This window comes from Marinilactibacillus sp. 15R, assembly GCF_001895285.1.
Lineage (GTDB): Bacteria > Bacillota > Bacilli > Lactobacillales > Carnobacteriaceae_A > Marinilactibacillus > Marinilactibacillus piezotolerans.
This window is the reverse complement of the sequence record NZ_CP017761.1, coordinates 665,637-684,622: the sequence shown is the minus strand read 5'-3', so window position 1 is coordinate 684,622 and position 18,986 is coordinate 665,637. Positions and strand designations below refer to the sequence as shown.

Here is an 18,986-nt window from a genome sequence, read left to right as displayed (position 1 = left end):
AATTTGATCACTCGTTTGTCAATCTACCTTAATTTCAATACACTATTATAAGCAATTTCATGTATATGTAAATATAAAAGGAATGGAGAGTTGAAAAATATGTTCCAAAAATTAACTTATTCTACTAAAAAATTAATTGGATCTATGGGAGTTTGACACTTCATTTCTCTAAAAACACTCTTAAGCCTTGATATGGCTTATTTTTTTGTCAAATTTCTACTTTAAATATTGAGTACTATTTAGTACTATGTTATAATAAGAGTAACTAATACTGAATCGAGGCGTTGATTATGCGTATAAAAAAGAGTGTTTCTAAAAATTCCATTTCCTATTCTGTCATTGAAAATGTTCGAGATATTAACGGCAAATCAACCACGCGCGTTATAGAAGCCTTGGGAAATGAACAAGAAATTCGTAAAAAACACCCAGGTGTTGATCCTGAGGAATGGGCACGTCAATACGCCAAGAAACTAACAGAAGAACAAAAGAGTCAACGAGAACCTAGCATCATAAAATTTAATGCAGAGAAACTTATCGACGCTGATGAACAGCGTTCATTCAACGTTGGTTATCTCTTTTTACAGTCGCTTTATTATCAACTTGGCCTCTCTAAAATTACGCAAGATATTCAATCTAAATATAAATTCGAGTATGACTTAAACGAAATATTATCTAAATTAATCTATATGCGCATTTTACACCCGAACTCCAAGCGGAGTTCGTTCGAACAAGCAAAACAATTACTCGAAGGTATTCAATGTGAGCCACATCAAATGTACCGGGCTTTAGATATACTTAAGAAAGAATCAGATAATATTCAATCTGCTGTCTACAAAAACAGTTTGAAATTAGTTCAACGACACAAGAAAATCTTGTATTACGACTGCACAAATTTCTATTTTGAAATGGAACAGGAAGAAGGCTTGAAAAGGTATGGAGTGTCAAAAGAACATCGCCCAAATCCTATTGTTCAAATGGGCTTATTTATGGATGCTTCCGGCCTTCCCCTTGCTTTTTCAATATTTGGTGGGAATGAAAATGAACAAACATCTCTTAAACCGTTAGAAAAGAAAATCCTGAAGGATTTTGAGTTGTCTGAGATCGTTGTCTGTACAGACGCAGGCTTATCTTCTAAAAATAATCGCATTTACAATACATTAGGTAGTCGCGGATTTATCACCACACAATCCATCAAAAAATTAAAAAAGCACCTCAAAGAATGGGCACTAGACCCTTCTGGATGGCGAACAAAAGCAAGTGATAAACCCATTAATTTAACAAGTATTAAAAATATTGAAAACAACAAAGAAACCTATTACAAAGAAAGATGGATTAAGGAAAATGATTTAGAACAACGCCTACTTGTAACATTCTCACCGAAGTATAAGCATTATCAAGAAACTATTCGGAAGCGCCAAATAGAACGCGCATTGAAGAAAGTTGAAAATCCTTCATCATTAAAAAAGAAACGTGCCAATGATCCATTACGATTCGTTACAGTTAAACACGCAACAACAGACGGAGAAATAGCCGAAAATATGCATGTAACGCTTGATGAGTCCGTTATAGAGAAGGAAGCACAATATGATGGATTCTACGGTATTTGTACGAATCTGACATCGGATCCTTTAGAGTTGATTCGTGTGAATCAACAGCGCTGGGAAATAGAAGAGAGCTTCAGAATTATGAAAACAGAGTTGAAATCGCGACCAATCTACGTAAGAAACGATGATAGGGTTGAAGCCCATTTCTTAACCTGTTTTCTCTCTTTATTGATTTATCGTATTTTAGAACAAAAGCTGGATAACAATTTTTCTTGTCAAAAAATCATTAAAACTTTAAGGGAAATGAATGTGATGAAAACATCGGGAGATGGCTACATACCGCTCTATGAACGAACACATTTAACAGATCAATTACATGAGATATTTGGATTTCGAACGGATTATGAAATCAATACCATTAAAAAAATGAAAAATAATTTAAAGCTATCCAGAAAAGCAAAATAGTACTCACTTTTTCAAAAGCAAAAAAACTCTCTAAATCCCTGAAAAATAAGGGGTTAGAGAGTTTTTGTTTTAATTAAGTGTCAAACTCGAGAGTATAACACTATCTCTATAGCCTATGCATCAAAAACGTAAACGTTTACTAAAAAAATATAAATTATTTAATAGTGTTTGGCATCATTCATCTTTATCTTACACCAAACCCTAACAACCGCGTACTTTTCTTACCTACTAATTTAAACATCATTGCCCTTTTAGCGAGCCTAACATCTAAGAATACATATAATGTAGTAAAAGAGCTAAGGCAGCGGGCCTTAGCTCTTTTACATCTATCCTTTTCTTTTCACGACTGACTTTTAGTCAGCACTTTAAAGACTTGATGGTTAACTATCTTAAAGTCAATCAACGACGCGCGGATTAAAAAACGTTTAGTTTTTACTTAAGAAACGGTGATACACGACTTTCACAATTTCCATCATCACAACCGCAAGGACCGCAAGACCAGCCGCAATACTCCAATCAGTCAGACCAAAGCTACTTGGAATTGCAAAGATTGAACGTAAGCCTGGAATAACGGTAATGAGATAAAGACCGAAACATAATGTGACTGCACCTAACACGTACTTGTTGGTGAATAAACCGACACCAAAGATTGTCTGTTTATTTGAACGCGCGGCAAATGTTTGTAAGGTCCGGGAAAGAATCAAGGTCGTAAAGGCCATCGCCACACCGACCTCAGTCGATGTTTGCAAGCCGATCAAGTGTGAAATAATAACTGCCACCCCGATAAATGATCCACGGGTAATGACAGACCGTAAGGTCTCACCGGCGAAGATCCCTTCATCAATGGAACGCGGTTCACGGTCCATCACGTCAGGTTCTGATTTCTCCATCCCTAAAGCAATCGCAGGTAATGAGTCATTAACTAAGTTAATAAACAACAGCTGCAGTGCCGTAAATGGATTAGGGAATCCCGCAATCACCGCAAAGAGAATCGCAATAATCGCCCCTAAGTTACCACTAAACAGATAAGCAATCGCCTTTTTAATGTTGTCAAAGACTGTCCGTCCAACTTTAACAGCATTGACGATCGATACAAAGTTATCATCGGTTAAAATCATCGCTGCCGCATCTTTACTTACATCGGTCCCACTACCCATTGCGACACCAATATCAGCTTGTTTTAAAGCTGGGGCATCGTTCACACCGTCACCGGTCATCGCACTAATGTTACCTTTTTTCTGCCATGCTTTGACGATGCGGATTTTATTCTCTGGTGATACACGGGCATAGACCCGAATATGTTCAAGCTTTTCTTCTAATTCAGCATCACTTAAGTGATCAAGTTCCGTACCGGTAAGCGCTAAGTCATCGTCATCAAAAATACCGATGTCTTTGGCGATTGCTTCGGCCGTTGTTTTATGGTCACCGGTGATCATCACGGTTTTAATACCCGCATGTTTTGTCTGTTCAATCGCCCCGTAGACAGCTTCACGTGGTGGATCAATCATCGCGAGAAGCCCGACTAAGACAAAGTCTTCTTCGTCTTCAAAGTTAATATCTGATGTACCTTCAGGCATTTCTTTAAAACCAAACGCAAGCACGCGCAGTGCTTGACGAGAATACGCTTCGTTTTGTTCATTTAAACGTGCCTTTCGTTCATCCGTTAATGGTTTGACTTCACCATTTTCTAATATTTTCGTTGCCCGTTTAAACATCACATCCGGGCCACCTTTAATGGACAAGAGTTTAGCACCTTCATAAGCGTTTAAGGTCGACATCAGCTTACGATCTGAATCAAATGGCACTTCGCTGATCCGTTCATAGCGCTCACGTAATGCTAAATAATCTTCGCCTGCTTTATTCGCATAATTAATTAAAGCAACTTCTGTTGGGTCACCAACTTCTTGACCTTTTGAATCAATATAAGAGTCATTACATAAGACGGCGGTATCAATCAGCAGACGTTCATCATCACTTAACGCATCAAGTGATGTCTCATCACCTTCAGAAAAAGTAAAGTGATGCATGACTGTCATTTTATTTTGCGTCAGTGTCCCTGTCTTATCGGTACAGATGACTTTCGTTGAACCTAGTGTTTCAACGGCAGGCAACTTACGAATAATCGCATGTTGTTTAGCCATTTTGTTTGTTCCAACCGATAACACAATGGTCACAATGGACTGCAAGGCTTCAGGAATAGCCGCAACCGCAACCGCGACCGCAAACATAAGGGCATTGAGGAGTTCGGGTGTTAAATCAACCGGTCCTTCGCCTAACCAAATTCTAAGGGCTTGGACTAAGAAAATCACACCTGACAGAATCAGAATCCAAAAACCGAGTTTACGACTAAACGCATCAAGTTTACGCTGGAGTGGCGTTTGTTTTTGTTCCGCTGTATTTAAGAGATTAGCAATCTTACCAATTTCCGTTGTTTTACCGGTTTCTGTGACGACGAAGGTTGCCCGGCCGTTGGTTACGAGTGAACTTGAGAAAACTAAGTTGATCCGGTCACCAAGAGCGACTTCCTCTTCAATCACCGCCACGTCTTTCGTGACGACTTGTGATTCACCTGTCAACATCCCTTCATTGACTTGAAGTGAACCAGATTCAAGTAAGCGACCATCGGCCGGAATATAATCTCCTGCTTCTAAATAAACGATATCACCTTTTACAAGTTCCCGAGCGGGAATCGTTTGTTTTTCACCATTACGTAAGACTTTCGCATTCGGTGCTGACATTTCTCTTAAAGCATCAAGTGAGCTTTCAGCTTTTTTCGTTTGGACCACACTAATGATCGCATTCATAATCAGTACGACCATAATAACGATTGTCTCAACGTATTCCCCGAGTAACATTTGTACACCGGCGGCAACGAGTAAGACAATCACCATCGCATCTTTAAAGGCATCTAAGAATAATTTCCAGGTAGATGCTTTTTGTTCTTGTTCAAGCTCATTATAGCCATCACGTTCGATACGTGCAGCTACTTCTCCGCTAGAAAGACCATCGATACTCGCTTGTAAGTCTTTTAACGTTTCTTCTTCTGTCTTTTGATAATAAGACATCCCTCTCACTCCTTCTTTAGGTATTCGTTCGTAAGCTCTTTATAATATTTACGTAAATAGTGCTTTGTAAACATAAGAAAGACCCTTACCAACAAACACCCATAGTGTTATATTGGTAAAGGTCTTGCCTACAACGGATGTTGCCAGTAATGCCGGAGATAAAGATCTCGTAATGACGACATTATTGTTAGAGCTACTCCCCTTTAGTTAGCTTAATTTTACCTGTAGTTTCACCGTTCGTCAAGTTAAACCGTGCGGTTTAACTAAAGTTTTACACAAACAAATGTGCCATTAATGACACACGTAAGGCAACAATTCGCGTTCAATTGCTTCTTTAAATTACCGCATTTTAATAAATAGATCAAACAGTTCCATTTCGCCTCGTTTAAACTTTTCGATGCCTTCAGTAAAGTAAGGCTCCAAGTCACCCTCGATATCAACATCAAGCGACAGTAATTCATATTGGATTTCCACATACAATGTTGCTACACAATGAAACTGTGTCAACCACTCTTCTTCTGTCATTGGACGGCATTCCATTTCTGTAAGTGCTGCGTGCATGACGTCCTACTTTTTCTAAACCTTCTTTATTGATTAAGGGACCGACATCAATACCATTTTCCAGACCGTTACCAACGTTAAGCTTTTTAACTTCTTCGGTCATTCGTCTAACAAGCTCGTCGTAAATACTTGATTGAGCATAAACGCGGTTAGCCGCGATACAGGTTTGTCCGCTATTTCTAAACTTAGCAGCCATTAACATCTCAACGGTTTGATCAAGATTTGCATCATCACATACAATTACTGGTGCATGCCCGCCAAGTTCAAGAGAAAGTTTCATAACTTGCTCAGCACCTTGTTTCATTAACAATTTACCGACAGGCGTTGAACCAGTAAACGTTAATTTACGAACGCGCATATCAGACATGACCGTTTCCGAGAATTTTTCCGGATTACCATTCACGACATTGAAAACACCCCTCGGAATACCAGCTTCTTCGGCTAATTCTACTAGTCTCATACACGTTAAAGGTGTTTCCTCGGGTGGCTTTACGATAAACGTACAGCCTGCCGCTAGCGCTGGACCCAGTTTTCTTGTAATCATCGCCGCCGGAAAGTTCCATGGGGTAATTGCTGCAACAATGCCCACAGGTTGTTTAATTACCTTAATACGATGGTTTTCCCTCTTACCAGGAATCATACGTCCATAAATTCGCTTACCTTCCTCGGCATACCACTCTATAAACGATGCTGCATATTGTACCTCACCTTTAGATTCTTTTAATGGCTTGCCATTTTCTTTTGTCATGATTTCGGCGATTTCATTTTCATGCGTCATGATGAGATCATAATATTTTCTTAGCACATCGCTACGATCTGCTGCTGACTTCTTGGACCATTTAGGGAGCGCTTGAGACGCTGCTTCAATTGCTTGTTTGGCATGTTCTTCATCAGCGTCAGGGACCGATCCAATGTATTCTCCTGTTGCAGGGTTGAATACTTTAATCTTTTTATAACTGTCACCAACCCATTGCCCATTAATATAGTTTAAATAGTCGAGTTGTTCTACCATTAAAACCCCTCCTTTTTGAAATATGCTTAAGTATTAAGCCTTTTATATATTTTCCATAATCTACTTTTTTTCATACGGTTTGTAGAGTTTTTCTTTGCGGAATCTACGGTAACATTGAACAAATCTGTGATTTTTTGGAACTTAAGTGGAAAATCTAAGACATGATATCTCATTTCCCGTCTAGTCCACTTGACAGATCATCCTATTTAAATGGGATTCTATAAATAACATTTACTCCTTTTCAATAAAATATACATTTGTTTGTTATATCATGTTATACTTTGAAAAAATGAATTTTTGAGGAGGATAACCCGATGTTCTATATCATTGCAGTCATTGTTTTAATCATTGACCAACTATGGAAATCTGCGATTGTCAAATGGATGGAAGTAGGTCAAACCATTCCTTTATGGGAAGGAGTATTCCATATTACTTCTCTTCGAAATAAAGGAGCAGCATTTGGAATTTTGCAAGGTCAACGCTGGTTTTTTATTATTGTAACGTTAATTGTTGTACTGGGTATCATTTATTATTTACAAACAGAAGGAAGGAATAACCGACGAATCTCTTTTGCCTTATCACTGTTGCTAGGTGGAGCATTAGGGAACTTTTTTGACCGCTTGATTAGAGGAGAAGTAGTAGATAGCCTTGATTTTCGGCTCATTGATTATCCTATCTTTAATCTCGCTGATGTTTTCATAGTTTCTGGTGTTGCTTTAATGATATTGGATATGTGGTTGGAAACTCGTACGGGGCAACAAAAACAGGAAAATGAAAAAGTATAGTTTAAAACGAGGATTTTTAGTGGAATTAGGAACACAAAAACCAAATATAAATGTACAAAAAATCGGTTCATTCGTAATATAGAGAACCGATTCTTTAATAGCTATTCAAAAAAGAAATACAAACCGACAAGAAATAATCCAACGCCAATTGCTTTACTCAAGAGTTTCTGCCACCTTACCATCCATCTGGTATTCTTCAATATCCTAGCCAACCATCCAATGATCAAAAAGGGCGTGCCATGTCCGATCCCATATACTAGTAACAAAAGGGTACTTTTAACTAATGACCCAGTAATTGATGCGAAGGCGATCATAGCAATAATCATAGGTGTTGTACATGGTGATGGTGTAAGGCCAAACAAGGTACCTAACGAGTAAGCCTTCATTATAGGATTACGAGGTTTTTGTTGTTTTTTTTCAGGTTTGGAATAAAAGGTAACAACTCTAAAAGGAAGTAACCCTAGAAAGTGATGAAGCCTTAAACCGAGAACATAAAATCCAATTAATAAAAATAAGAAACCTAGAAAATTATGAAATAAATCTTCATATTGTTCCGTCCATTCTAATACTTGCTCACCAAAAAAAATACTAACCACACCAAGAATCGTGAACGTAAGTGTAAAAGAAATCATAAAAGTCAAAGTGATGGGTAAAATGCTTTTGTTTTTAGATTCTCCTTTAAAAGCAAAGATACTGGAAGCCATCCCTAGCATACAGGGATTAAAGCTTGTCAATAATCCGACCGAAAAACTAACTATTAATGCAATAGAGAAATGTATATTTGCCAATTGGTCGATAATATGTGTCGCCCACTCCATTTTTATCACCCCTTGTACAAGACTATTTAAGGATGATAAATATTAGTCATATTTTTTAATAGAATTGGTGTTAACACTAAATAAAACTTAAACTTCCCTTTTATCAATATCAAACAATAAACGTCACAACGTAAAACAACAGAGGTTCCAGCAGCATTTAAATAAAAAACCGACTTTCAAAAAGTTGAGAATCGATTGTGATTAAATATCTGGAAAATCTCTTTTTAATTGTTTCCATAAAGGAATTGAACATTCAGGTAAGGTCTTGGATTCGAGTGACAGTCAATTCCAATCAAAACCACCAGTTCACACTGGTGGTTTTGATTTGTTCTAAATTAATGTACGAAAACCATTTATTTATGGTCATTTTTGTTTTATACTTATCCATGTTGGAGTCCTTTGTATTGGTCTTGGATAAGTCATCCAAGTACTAGTATAAAGGATTTTTTTTTGGCATGGAATAGTTAAAATTTTAATGCAACACTAGTGAGGTAGATATAGTCTCTTTTTTTTCCTTTATTGCCTGTTTATTTAGAAAAAGAACCATGCTCAGTCCAATGAGACCTCCTATGTATAGAAGATGATCCAGGTTAAATAGTGTAATATACTCTCCGTATGCTGTCATTTCTATAGAATCTCCTTTTTATTGAGAAAAACACCCTCTTAAAATAAAGAAGGTGTTTCGATTGGATTAGTCTACTCGTTTATCTCCCATGAAAAATAAAGCAACTGTTCCTGGCCCTGTATGAGAACCAATAACTGTTCCAACACTATTGATTTCCACTTTTCCTATAAGTGCAGGGAAGGATTGTTCGATTGCATCGGCTACTTTTAAGGCATCATTGTACACTGCGGAGTGGGTGATAAAGCATTTCCCATCGTAATCCGTCCCATTAACAGCTTGTTCTTCCATCTTTTTAACCATTTCTTTGATAACCTGTTTTTTACCTCGAATTTTTTTACGAGGTGTCAGTTCCCCTTTGTTATTCATGTTTAAAAGAGGAGCAATATTTAGCATGCCACCGAAAAAGGCAGAGGTTGCAGATATACGTCCCCCACGTTTGTAGTGAGTTAAATCTGTAGAGAAGAACCAGTGGTTGACATTTAATTTATTTTCTTCCACCCAGTCTCTCACTTCTTCCAGTGTGGCCCCTTCTTCTTTTTTGTCCACTGCATAGTCAAGTAATAATCCATATCCACCGGATGCAGCCAAAGAATCAACGACTTCAATCTTTCGGTCTGGAAAGTCTTCTAATAATTGTTCTCTAGCTATTGTGGCTGAGTTATACGTACCTGATAAGCCAGATGAAAACTCAATATGAAGAATATCCTTACCTTCTTCTAAGAAAGGGGTAAAGAAATCTACAAACTGGCCCACATTTACTTGAGATGTCGTAGGCATAGATCCTTCAGATATTCTTTGGTAGAAATCTTCAAATGATATGGATTGACCTAAGTCATCGGGATATTCTTTTCCATCTATCATAAAATGAAAGGGAACGTATGGAATATTTCTTTTTTCAAAGTATTCTAATGGCATATCTGCTGTAGAACTGCTTGTAATAATATAATTGCTCATAACCAGCTCTCCTTTTAACTTCTTTCTGTCATACTAATCTAACCTACCCAAAAAGTAAAGTGAAAATGAAAACAGAGTAGACGCATCTACTCTGTTTTCCTATATGTATTGCTCTAAATAATAAGTTCTCAACTGTTAACGTAACTTGAAACAGCTACTTCAAATTCAGGTGCTGGTCTATATCCCTTTTCCAACAATTCTTTTATGCAACACTATTGATTATTATTATTTTCTTCTGAGCCTAAATCAAAAAGTTTTTCCTCCATTGTAGAAACAGCTCTATCTAATTCTTCGTCTGAAAAAGTACTAATAACGTCTCTCAAATTATCTGCTGTAGAATTAATTGCAGAAACAGAAGCTTTATAGGTGCCTACATCTCTAAAGTTATTTTCGTATACAATCAAAAATCCGTCTCTAACATATATATTATTGTCTTTTACTGTCCATAGGTAGTGCGTGAGGTATTGAATTTCTCTTAGCAGAGAAAAAGAAAATCCTAAGCCTATAGTATCTATTTCCTCAAAACTAATAATGTTCTCCAATTCTCCGTCTATATAGACGTAAGTAGTGTTATCTGCTAAAAATTCATTAGCCGAATGAAATCCTATACGCTCATTAGTCTCTGGATTTTGAAGTATCTTCTCAAATTCTCTACTGCCATTTGTAATTCTTGCACGGTAGTCATCTAAGTTAATTCTTTGGTTCTGTTGCAAAGTTTTAAATAAAGAATAAAATCCCTTACGGTATCTATGATTTAAGCTGGGATTCCCAATAATACCTTGATTTCAGTACAGACCGAAAACCCGAAGAGAGTGCCTTCTTTTCGGGTTTTCTTATATAATCCTCGAATGGCTTCCATGCCTTTAATCGTGGTAGAGGCAGTGCGTAAACTTCGATAGAATTTATTGCGTCTCTTTACTGGACGATGGTCTTGTTCAATCAAATTATTCAGGTATTTAATGGTACGATGTTCTGTCCCTTGATAAAAGCCGTATTCTTTTAGTTTCTTAAAGGCACTTGTAATAGAGGGGGCTTTATCTGTGACTACAACCTTCGGTTCATCAAACTGCTTCACTAACCGCTTAAGAAAAGCATAGGCTGCTTGTGTGTCCCGTTTTTTACGTAACCAAATATCCAAGGTTAAACCATCTGCATCGATGGCTCGATACAAATAATGCCATTTTCCTTTAATTTTGATGTACGTTTCATCCATTTTCCATGAATAAAAGGATTTTTTATTTTTCTTTTTCCAAATTTGATAGAGTAGTTTGCCATATTCTTGCACCCAACGATAAATCGTCGTATGAGAAACGTTAATGTCACGATCATATAAGATTTCTTGAACTTCACGATAGCTAAGGTTATAACGAAGATAGTAGCCCACGGCTACAATAATCACATCCTGCTGAAATTGCTTTCCTTTAAAATGATTCATCGTCATTCCTCCTGCTATCTTTTTCTATTATTCTACCTTATTTGATAGTAGATTTAAAACTTTGCAACAGAACCAAAACTTTTGTTAATTGGCGAACTATAATTTTGTTTCTTACGAAAAAAATAGTCGGTTATTCCGACGTTTTTCGTACCTGTTCACGTCGAACCTTTTCAGCCTAAAGGCGAAAAAAAAGGCAGAGTGGACAGACGGTTTTTAGCCTCGCAGAGACCACGCTTTACGTAGTAAAGTGTGGTGGGTTGTACTTTAAATGGAAGTTAGCCCGATTAAAGACCAAATGAAAACTACAAAGAAATAAGGTTCTGTGTACACTTTTCTAAGCAATTTCATGTATTGAAAGAAGTCTAGGTAACACTTGATCACCTCCTATTCGTTATTACTTATAACAAACAGCAGGAGGTGATTATTATACCATCAGCAAACGTCTATGTGCCCATTAATAGTTCCATTTTAATACTCGTTGAAGAAATGAAAGAGTGTCTAGAAACGCAATTTCTAATTCAAGCCACTCAACAAGATATTATTGAAAATGCAATTATTTTCTTAAGTACTCAATCTAAATAAAATAAAAAAATCGACTATTTTTTAAGTAGTCGATTTTTTTTATTGTTAATCTGATAAACTTAATTTTAGTGGATTATTTATAAATATCTTTCCTGTGGCCAATCTCTAACATTAAAATAGTGACTGTCTCGTCATTGATATCGGCAATTAAGCGATAATCTCCAATTCTATATCGCCATTCTCCTGAACGATTGGCAGTCAGTCCTTTTCCTTGTTTCCTAGGATCTGTACAATTCACTAGATTCTTTTGAATCCATCCCATAATTAAAAGAGACTGGTGTTTATCCATCTTTTTTAAAGCCTTTTGTGCTCCTTTTTCAAACGTTACTTGATAAACTGAATTCATTTTAATCCGCTAACTCCTTTAGCATATCTTCAAAAGAAATACTTTGCGGATTTTCTTTGTGCTCAGACATAGCTTGGTTATATAAACTCAAATCAATTTCATCTTCGATTTTTTCTAAAACAGAATTTCTAAATAAAGCTGAAACCGAAATATTATTAGCTTTAGCATATTCTTTGATTAGTTGATCTTCTTGGTCATCAATTCTTAGGGATACTACAGTCATCAGAATCAACTCCTTTTCTTTTGTACATACATTGTAATACAAAAGAAAAGGAGTTTCAATCTATTTTCTCTATAAAATGGATAAAGTCCATATAATTGGGTAAATTATTAATAGTCTTGTAAAAATAAGGAGTGAAATAATTGTTAGTAGAAAAAATGGCAGTAAAAAAATTTCTCGATACTTATCCTAGAGAATTATTCGAAGAGAGTTTTAAAATAGTATTTAATGACAAATTAAAAGAAGAAATAAAAGTTGGAGAGGGAGAAGTAGGGTTTACAATTATATTAAATGAATCATTTAACAAAAAAGATTTTTTAAAAGATCCATCTATAGTACTTGGTGAAGCATATATGGACAAGAAAATAGAAGTGGAGGGAGATCTTTACAAATGCCTTAGTATGATAATGCACATAAGAAAAGAATTGTTGGAAAAAATTAAAACATTAGAAAAAAATGAACCTAGGAGAAATGATGTATCCAAGGAAAAGCAAGATCAAGAAGTAAAATCACACTATGATTTGGGAAATGATTTTTATAAATTATGGTTAGATGAGACTATGAATTATTCTTGTGCTTATTTTAAAAATCCAGATGACACTCTTTATCAAGCCCAATCTAATAAAGTAAATCACATAATTAATAAATTACAATTAAAAGATGGTATGTCTTTACTAGATATTGGATGTGGATGGGGTGACTTGTTAATAGTAGCGGCTAAAAAATACAATATAAAAGGAACAGGCATCACATTAAGTCAAGAACAGTACAAGGGATTTAAAAGTAGAATTGAAGAAGAAGGTCTTGAGGATCGGTTAGATGTCAAATTGATGGATTACAGAGATCTTAAAGATTCAAAACTATTATTTGATAGAGTAGTAAGTGTAGGCATGATAGAACATGTAGGAATGAAAAATTATGGTTTGTTTTTAGACAATGTAAAGGCTGTATTAAAAACAAAAGGAGTGTTTTTATTACACTTCATAAGTGGTGGCAAAGAAAGTGGAACAGACAAGTGGATAGATAAATATATATTTCCAGGTGGAGTTATACCGAGCCTAAGGGAAATAATATTTAAAGGTGTTGACAGAGATTTTAATGTAATTGATGTTGAAAGTCTAAGAAGACATTATATTAAAACATTACTTTGTTGGCATGATAACTTTACTAAAGAAGAAGATACTGTTAAAGAGATGTTCGATGAACGTTTTGTAAGAATGTGGGGATTATATTTACTTGCATGTGCAGCTAACTTTAATGTAGGGGGAATTGATTTACATCAAATAGTTTTCACCAATGGAGTTAATAACACTCTAGCAATGACTAGATAAAACTTATATTTCTTATAAAGTTTTAAACTAGCCTATAAAAAAGAAAAACTATAAGAATATGCCTTCAAAGTTGTGTGAGTAACTTTGAGGGCATATTTTTATAATATTTTGAGAATATGAAGAATTTATTATTTGAGAACTGCAAACTGCTCAAATTTTTAACTTATTGACCTTTTACCAACTTGTATAAAGTTTTCACATGAACTCCTGATAAATAGTGTTGACATGGATTCAAAAGCTGATTATAATCAAACTAATTTAACAATTGGAATTAGTGAAATAATCTATGAAGAATCTAAAAACACATCAGTTGGATTAAGTAATAATAAAATATATTTTGTTACCATTGGATAAAGTCCATATAATTGTGTAAAAGTTAAAAGGCCATGTAACAGCCCTTTTACGGTACAATGTTTTTAACCATTAAAAACATACCCAGGAGGACTTTACATGACCCAAGTACATTTTACACTGAACAACGAAGAGGTTCAAAGTATTATTGAACATTCCGTTAAAGATGATGTGTCTAAAAATATTTTAACGACAGTTTTCAATCAGTTGATGGAAAACCAACGAACAGAATACATTAAAGCTGATGACTATGAACGATCTGAAAGTCGTCAGAGTCAACGAAATGGCTACTACGAGCGTGACTTTACGACTCGCGTTGGTACACTTGAATTAAGAGTACCTAGAACACGTGATGGTGAGTTTTCACCGACGGTGTTTGAGCGGTATCAGCGAAATGAAAAGGCGCTGCTTGCTTCAATGCTTGAGATGTATGTTTCAGGCGTTTCAACACGTAAAGTCTCTAAGATTGTTGAGGAGTTATGTGGTAAATCAGTTTCTAAGTCCTTTGTTTCTAGTCTGACTGAACAGTTAGACCCTCTGGTCAATGAATGGCAAAATCGATCGCTTTCAGATATAAACTATCCTTACTTGATGACTGATGTCCTGTACATAAAGATTAGAGAAGATAATCGAGTACTTTCTAAGAGTTGTCACATTGCGATTGGAATAACCAAAGATGGCGATCGTGAAATTATTGGCTTCATGATTCAAAATGAAGAGAGTGATAACACATGGTCTAACTTCTTTGAATACTTAAAAGAAAGAGGATTACAAGGTGTAGAACTCGTTATTTCTGACGCTCATAAAGGCTTAGTATCTGCGATTCGTAAATCCTTTACCAACGCAAGTTGGCAGAGATGCCAAGTTCACTTCTTAAGAAATATCTTTACAACAATTCCTAAGAAGAATTCTAAACCTTTTAGAGAAGCTGTAAAAGCTATCTTCAAGTTTACGGATATTAATTTAGCACGAGAAGCTAAAAATCGTCTGGTTGAAGAATACTACGACCAAAAGAAATACACAAAAGCTTGCGAGACCTTAGATAATGGCTTCGAAGATGCCTTTCAATATACTGTCCTAGGTAACTCCCACAATCGACTAAAAAGTACCAATCTTCTTGAACGATTAAACCAAGAGGTTCGCAGAAGAGAAAAGATCATTCGAATCTTTCCAAATCATGCTTCAGCCAATCGATTGATTGGGGCAGTTCTTATGGACCTGCATGAAGAATGGATTAGTTCTACAAGAAAGTATATAAATTTTAGCAAGTAAGAAACAATAGAAACGTTGTATAGTATTTTACACAGGATTATGGACTTGACTGTTTTCTGAATTCATTAATCGAGTTAAACTTTCGTGCTTAAACTTCCCAATACCTGATCTGTCTGGTACTATTCCTTCAAATAGAGCAATTTCCTCAATATTTTCATAATTAAATTCATACAAATCATTCTTAATTATTGACTTAAACAACTTATTGTACATTTGTTCATGATTAATTTTAGTTAATTTAATTTCCATTTTTTCAAGTTTAGTAATTCCGTTTTCGCTAAACTGATTCCATGTTGCCTCGGAGACGTTTTCTAATAACGAGCTATTTTGATTAATAAACTCTACTAAGATTGAGTTTTCTTTTTCGTAGGCTTCGTTATCGCTATTCAAATAGATTAATCCGTCAAACACCAAATCTTTCAACAAGTTATCTCTTTCTTCACTTATACCCTTATTTTCATATTTCTTGATTGCGTAGGAAAGGAAATTTTTCCAAGTCGAGAACAAAGTCACAGTAAAAAATAGTATATTCTCAGTACCTTTTTCGTCATTATATTTTAAGAGATTCTCATACAAATCTAGTACAAATTTATAGTTATGGTTTTGTCTAGCCACAGATAATATTGTAGAAAACTGGTTTTCCATCTTCTTGTCTATAATGTACTCAGATAAACTAAAGTTAAGAATACCAACTTTTTTATAATCTTCATTCTTCAATATCTCAATAAGTGACTCTATATTTCTTAACTTTTTACTTGGGTCACCTTTACTAGATGAAAGTAAGTTTCTTACAAACAATTTGTCTTCCCTTTTTAAATCGTTTGGATAAAAGTAATTCATATAATCCTCATAATTTTCATCTATATAACCGTTGCTTAGTAGAAATAATATTAAATCATAGTAACCGCTATTCTTTATATCCTCGTGTCCTTGGAGTTCCTTTTCAAAATGATTACTATCAAAGACCTCTGAGAGAGGTTGCGTCTCTACTTGCTTTTTTTTTATTTTTAAATCCTGAATTTTAGAACTAACTATTACTTTTTTTCCATTTTTTATATCTTCCACTATTTTTTTATCTTGTTGATATTCAGGTGTATCTCCCATTTTCTTCAAAAGCGATTCGAGTGAAATAGGTTCTGAAGATTTGGTGTACAGATTACTATAGTTTTGATATTTTTTTAATTTTACTTTTGATAAATTCTTTCCTTCAAGTACTTTTCGTACGTACTCCATTCTTGTGGGGTACGTATCTTCAGATTCACCATCAACTAAAATGCTTTCTGTTGTCAAATGAGTTTCTTTTAGTCTATCGAAAGAAACTAGTGAACTAGATTCCAACTCTTGTATTTTGCAAGAATAAAATCCATAAGAGTGCAGGAAATTTATCCATAACTTTGCAGTTCCCATTTAGTTAATTTCTTAATTGAGACAAAGCATTGGTATACCGGTAACTTGTGCCCGCAAAAGTGAAGATATGAGCGTGATGAATCAACCGATCCACTAGTGCACTGGTCAATCTTGAATCTTGAAACACTTTACTCCAAGAGCTAAATTCCAGGTTCGTTGTGATAATCAAACTTTTCTCTTCGTAAAAATCTGATATTAAGTGAAATAGTAATTCTGCACCTTCTTTATCAAAAGGTAAGTAGCCTAGTTCGTCTAAAATAAGTAGGTCACATTTGAGAATTGTTTTCCTGGTTCGTGCTAGCGTCCCTCGATGGGACGCTTTTTGTAATTTATCGACTAAGTCCATTACACGATAAAACTGGACATCTTTTCCATTTCGACAAGCTTCTATGCCTAGTGCTGTAGCCAATGTTGTTTTTCCGGTCCCAGGAGTCCCTACTAAAATCAAGTTCTCTCTGCGGTGTAAAAAATCTAGGGTAATGAGTTCCTCACGACTCGTTGAGGACGGAATCCCTATCTGATCATGCCACTCATATTGACTGATGGGTTTAGTCGATTTGAATCCTGCTTTACGAATAAGCCGATCGGCTTTTGCATGTTCCCGTTCTCGCTGTTCATACTTCAAGCAGTTTAATAGCTCTTCGTATAAACCTTCTGATTTATTTTCCTCAGTAACGTAATCATAAACGTACGCAAGTCGCATACGTTTACACAGTTGTTTCAATTCGTTTTCCATTATTTGGCCCTCACTTTCGGAGATAAAGCATCATAGATCATGAGAGAAGAGGACTCGTCTTTTTCAACGAATTCTGTTGTTTGTAGGACGATCTCCACAAATTTTTCTTCAATCTCCGATAGAGAATAAAGCTCAAGTAAGGAAATCATTTGATCTGTACGCGTCTTTCTTTCAGTTAAGCTAGTTTCTAACAGATAGCTTTTGATTTTTTGTGGGATAAACTTTTGATACTTAGAATGGATAATTAATCTCGGCTTTTGACGATAGGTCTTGAAGACTTCGATCCAATCAATTTCCTGAGATTCGTCCATATAAGGACGAGGTCCTTCATAGATTATCTCTCCCATTCTATCAACACATTTGAATCGGTCCCAGAACAGTTGTAAGATAACCTTTCGGTTACGACCGATTCTTGGTATATGAATGGATTGATCGTCTAATCTGATTTCTCCGTATTTATTTGTTTTAACTTCTTTATACTTAAATACGGGATAAGCCGTTTCAGGTAAAGCAAGCAACTGAGTTCGCTCCTCTTCCCATAACTCACTAATCAAAAAGTTTTCTTGATAATGAATACGAGCACTATCTTCTTCGAGTTTTTGATTCAACCAATCATTAAAAGGCGTATAAGAGTGAAATTCAGGAATATCATCAAAAAAGTTATACCTTATATAACCGACCTTATTTTCTACAGATCCTTTTTCATGTCCGGAAAAAGGGTTACAGGCAATCGGTTCAAATCTGTAATGAGCAGCGAATTGATTAAAGTCATCCGTGAAGATGGCTTCTTTTCCTCTTCCTCGAGACTGAACAACCGCTGCGGCCAGATTATCTATCCGAAGTGCCTTAGGAACACCCTCCGCTAGTTTGAATAAAAACTTCAGACCACTTAAAAAGCACTCCTTGTTTTCTCTAGGAAGAGCTACCGCAAAGGCTCGATTGGAATAAGGGAAGGTAAGGACCAATAGTTTGATGTTCTTTATTTTGCCTTTATAAGATACACGGTAATTTCCGAAATCTAATTGACCTTCTCCCGGTGGGTGTTCCAAACGCTCATACTGCTTATATTCTTTTACTTCATTGTGCGTATCTTTAATATACTGGCAAACGAGACGATAACTACCTTCAAACTTGTACTGTTCCTTTAGAATCCGGTGGATTCCTTTATTCAATCGTCGATCTTTTTTCTTTTCCTTACTATCTTCGAATAATAGATGATCAACGATTTCTCCATAGGTTTGTCCTTCAAACCCTTTCGTATACATCATTCCGCGCTTTTTACTGTTTTTTTCTTTTGGAAGAACATCGTGATCTGCGTATTTTCTAACTGTACGCCAATCATAACCGGTTTCCGTGACAATTTTATTTAAAGAATAGCCTTCTTCATTTCTCATTTTTTTGATAGAATAAATTTGGTCCATTGTGAGCATCCTTTCCCACGCCTTTCTGAAGTTCTTAGTCAAACTCCATTTTAGGC

Annotated in this window: 16 protein-coding genes; 4 read left to right on the top strand and 12 right to left on the bottom strand. The window is 35.7% G+C overall.

The genetic code is table 11. The features are described from left to right. Positions 1-290: 290 nt before the first annotated feature. On the top strand, positions 291-2,009 hold the full coding sequence (locus BKP56_RS03355) for an IS1634 family transposase (protein ID WP_072693564.1): 1,719 nt from the start codon (positions 291-293) through the stop codon (positions 2,007-2,009). A gap of 425 nt (positions 2,010-2,434) precedes the next feature. Here BKP56_RS03355 and BKP56_RS03350 read toward each other — a convergent pair whose 3' ends face one another. From BKP56_RS03350 to BKP56_RS03345, 3 genes are all read right to left on the bottom strand, one after another. Then, positions 2,435-5,074, bottom strand: coding sequence for a cation-translocating P-type ATPase (locus BKP56_RS03350; RefSeq protein WP_072693705.1), 2,640 nt, complete (start codon positions 5,072-5,074; stop codon positions 2,435-2,437). Positions 5,075-5,413: 339 nt separating this feature from the next. Then, entirely contained in the window at positions 5,414-5,548 is a 135-nt protein-coding gene (locus BKP56_RS14120) for a hypothetical protein (RefSeq protein WP_257786582.1), read from the bottom strand. Then, positions 5,532-6,647: an NAD-dependent succinate-semialdehyde dehydrogenase gene (locus BKP56_RS03345; protein WP_072693704.1), complete on the bottom strand. Its 1,116-nt coding sequence runs from the start codon at positions 6,645-6,647 to the stop codon at positions 5,532-5,534. The genes BKP56_RS14120 and BKP56_RS03345 overlap by 17 nt, the downstream gene beginning before the upstream one ends. A 314-nt stretch (positions 6,648-6,961) precedes the next feature. On the opposite strand from BKP56_RS03345, the gene lspA reads away from it, so the two are divergent. Next, complete coding sequence (gene lspA, locus BKP56_RS03340) at positions 6,962-7,432, top strand: signal peptidase II (protein ID WP_072693703.1); 471 nt, start codon at positions 6,962-6,964, stop codon at positions 7,430-7,432. A 101-nt stretch (positions 7,433-7,533) separates the two neighbouring features. Here lspA and BKP56_RS03335 read toward each other — a convergent pair whose 3' ends face one another. The 6 genes from BKP56_RS03335 to relB form a co-directional block, all read right to left on the bottom strand. Next, complete coding sequence (locus tag BKP56_RS03335; RefSeq protein WP_072693702.1) at positions 7,534-8,250, bottom strand: cytochrome c biogenesis CcdA family protein; 717 nt, start codon at positions 8,248-8,250, stop codon at positions 7,534-7,536. 691 nt (positions 8,251-8,941) lie between these two features. Beyond that, complete coding sequence (locus BKP56_RS03330) at positions 8,942-9,829, bottom strand: DegV family protein (protein WP_072693701.1); 888 nt, start codon at positions 9,827-9,829, stop codon at positions 8,942-8,944. Positions 9,830-10,041: 212 nt separating this feature from the next. Further along, positions 10,042-10,542, bottom strand: coding sequence for a hypothetical protein (locus tag BKP56_RS03325; protein WP_072693700.1), 501 nt, complete (start codon positions 10,540-10,542; stop codon positions 10,042-10,044). A gap of 41 nt (positions 10,543-10,583) precedes the next feature. Next, positions 10,584-11,264, bottom strand: coding sequence for an IS6-like element IS1216 family transposase (locus tag BKP56_RS03320; RefSeq protein ID WP_002325565.1), 681 nt, complete (start codon positions 11,262-11,264; stop codon positions 10,584-10,586). 655 nt (positions 11,265-11,919) lie between these two features. Beyond that, positions 11,920-12,192, bottom strand: coding sequence for a type II toxin-antitoxin system RelE family toxin (locus BKP56_RS03315; protein WP_072693699.1), 273 nt, complete (start codon positions 12,190-12,192; stop codon positions 11,920-11,922). 1 nt (position 12,193) lies between these two features. Continuing rightward, the gene (gene relB, locus BKP56_RS03310) at positions 12,194-12,415 is read right to left on the bottom strand and encodes a type II toxin-antitoxin system RelB family antitoxin (RefSeq protein WP_072693698.1); all 222 of its coding nucleotides are present in this window, start codon (positions 12,413-12,415) and stop codon (positions 12,194-12,196) included. A 140-nt stretch (positions 12,416-12,555) separates the two neighbouring features. Here relB and BKP56_RS03305 point away from each other — a divergent pair, with 140 nt between their 5' ends. Together BKP56_RS03305 and BKP56_RS03300 are read left to right on the top strand one after the other, a co-directional pair. Then, entirely contained in the window at positions 12,556-13,743 is a 1,188-nt protein-coding gene (locus tag BKP56_RS03305) for an SAM-dependent methyltransferase (protein WP_198033980.1), read from the top strand. Between the two features lie 450 nt (positions 13,744-14,193). Further along, complete coding sequence (locus BKP56_RS03300) at positions 14,194-15,366, top strand: IS256 family transposase (protein ID WP_072693697.1); 1,173 nt, start codon at positions 14,194-14,196, stop codon at positions 15,364-15,366. A 27-nt stretch (positions 15,367-15,393) separates the two neighbouring features. Here BKP56_RS03300 and BKP56_RS03295 read toward each other — a convergent pair whose 3' ends face one another. From BKP56_RS03295 to istA, 3 genes are read right to left on the bottom strand one after another with little or no spacing between them, the layout of a single operon-like run. After that, entirely contained in the window at positions 15,394-16,773 is a 1,380-nt protein-coding gene (locus tag BKP56_RS03295) for a hypothetical protein (RefSeq protein WP_072693696.1), read from the bottom strand. A 4-nt stretch (positions 16,774-16,777) separates the two neighbouring features. Then, positions 16,778-17,509 carry an IS21-like element helper ATPase IstB gene (gene istB / locus BKP56_RS03290; RefSeq protein ID WP_072693695.1) on the bottom strand — a complete coding sequence of 244 codons (732 nt, stop codon included), beginning with the start codon at positions 17,507-17,509 and terminating at the stop codon, positions 16,778-16,780. Continuing rightward, positions 17,509-18,930 carry an IS21 family transposase gene (istA, locus tag BKP56_RS03285; RefSeq protein ID WP_198033979.1) on the bottom strand — a complete coding sequence of 474 codons (1,422 nt, stop codon included), beginning with the start codon at positions 18,928-18,930 and terminating at the stop codon, positions 17,509-17,511. Before istA ends, istB begins: the two co-directional genes overlap by 1 nt. Positions 18,931-18,986 lie beyond the last annotated feature (56 nt).